Origin of the sequence: Lactiplantibacillus nangangensis, assembly GCF_005405065.1 — a bacterium.
GTDB lineage: Bacteria > Bacillota > Bacilli > Lactobacillales > Lactobacillaceae > Lactiplantibacillus > Lactiplantibacillus nangangensis.
In genome coordinates this window covers 1-1,660 of the sequence record NZ_BJDI01000035.1, presented here as the reverse complement: position 1 = coordinate 1,660, position 1,660 = coordinate 1, and the positions used below count along the sequence as shown (strand labels likewise).

Genomic DNA, 1,660 nt, shown 5'->3' with positions numbered 1-1,660 from the left:
GAAATATTATAATTCATCTCTCAACTTTAAGGGGACTTTTCTATGCCTAGATCTAAATATACCGCCGAAGAAAAATTATCAATTCTGACTGGATTAAGTAAAGCCGGTCTCTCAAAAAAAGATTATTGTCGAAAATATGGTATTGGTTTGACCGCATTCAGACGTTGGCGTGCCCTATATGAACGTGATGGAATATCAGGGCTATCAGAAATGCGTCACTGGACACGGTACAGTGAGGAAACTAAGCTAGCCGCAGTTAATGCCTATCTTGACGGTCAAGGTGGTTTGTCTACCATTGCTCAGCGCTACGGGCTTCGCAGCCACAAACAATTGCGAGACTGGATTCAAAAGTATCAGTATAATGGGACTAACAAATTAACGGCAACGCCGGCTAGGAAGGTCCCAACTATGAGTCGTAAAACTACTTTTGAAGAACGAATTAAAATCGTTGAATATACCATTGCCCATAACCGTGATTACAACGGTTCCGCAGCAAAATTTCAAGTTTCCTATCAGCAAGTCCGTAATTGGGTATTGAAGTCAGACAAGGATGGTTTTGAAGCCCTGATCGATGGTCGTGGTCGGACTAAGTCTGAAACTGAGATGACTGAAATAGAACGCCTCAAGCTTGAGAACAGGCAGTTAAAAGCCCAGGCCAAAGCTAACGAAACGGCGGTAGAATTCGCAAAAAAACTGCAAGAAATACGCAATCGGGAGGGATAGTTTACCAAGTTATCAAAGAAATGAGCGCTAAAACCAAGCGGATTACTAATAAGTTGTGTGAACTCGCTGGTGTCAGTCGTCAAGCCTATTACAAGTGGCTAAACCGGACAGAATCAGCCCGAGATCGCATGAATAAGCTAATCGAAGATAAGGTTAAGTTCTATTTTAAGGAACACAATGGTTGCCTTGGAACTCGTCAGTTAGCGCTTTACTTAAACCATGACATTGAAGTATCAGAAATAATTGGTCGGAAGCGCATGACACGCGTCATGCGAGACTTAAACCTCACTTGTCGGATTCGTCAAAAGAAGCAAGATCGTATTACTCGCAAAGAACAGGAAATTAGAGCAAATATTTTAAACCAGCAATTCGATGTCACCGCCCCCAATCAAGCTTGGTTAACGGATTTTACTGAATTGCGTTATGGCGTCCATGGGGAAAATAAGATTCGTTTAGGAGCTGTTTTGGATTTGTATGGCCGCCAAGTACTTTCATACGTGCTTAGTCCAACAGAGACCACCGAAGCAGCAATTCAATGCTTTCAGCGAGCATTTCAAGCTGAAGGCACTGTTACACCACTAATACACACAGATCGTGGTTCAGCTTACACCGCTAAAAATTTCAATTTTTATTTAGAAAATCATCATATCAAACACAGCATGTCGCGACCAGGCACACCATATGACAACGCACCGATTGAACGCTGGTGGAATGACTTTAAACTGAATTGGGTGGATGGACACGAAATGCCTACAACACTTTCTGGCTTACAAGAGCTAGTTGAAAGTGGAATTAAATATTTTAATGAAAAAGTTCGATCAGAAAAAAGAAATGGCCAGACCCCGGTAGAATACCGGAATCAAGCCATTTCATAAAACAGACAAGACAAACAAATTTTATATTATTTCAAGTGTCAACTTGACAGGGTACAGTGCAC

The 1,660-nt window shown here is 41.6% G+C and carries 2 protein-coding genes; both read left to right on the top strand.

Annotated features, from left to right (window positions below; genetic code table 11):
* Positions 1-42: 42 nt before the first annotated feature.
* Positions 43-723 (top strand): transposase, encoded by a 681-nt coding sequence (locus FFM70_RS13730; protein WP_137617404.1) that lies wholly within the window; start codon positions 43-45, stop codon positions 721-723.
* Positions 681-1,598 carry an IS3 family transposase gene (locus tag FFM70_RS13725; protein ID WP_307722492.1) on the top strand — a complete coding sequence of 306 codons (918 nt, stop codon included), beginning with the start codon at positions 681-683 and terminating at the stop codon, positions 1,596-1,598. The genes FFM70_RS13730 and FFM70_RS13725 overlap by 43 nt, the downstream gene beginning before the upstream one ends.
* Positions 1,599-1,660 lie beyond the last annotated feature (62 nt).

What these genes read in the sequence shown, in the direction of transcription:
- FFM70_RS13730 (WP_137617404.1), top strand. Translation starts at nt 43, where the DNA reads ATGCCTAGATCTAAATATACCGCCGAAGAAAAATTATCAATTCTGACT.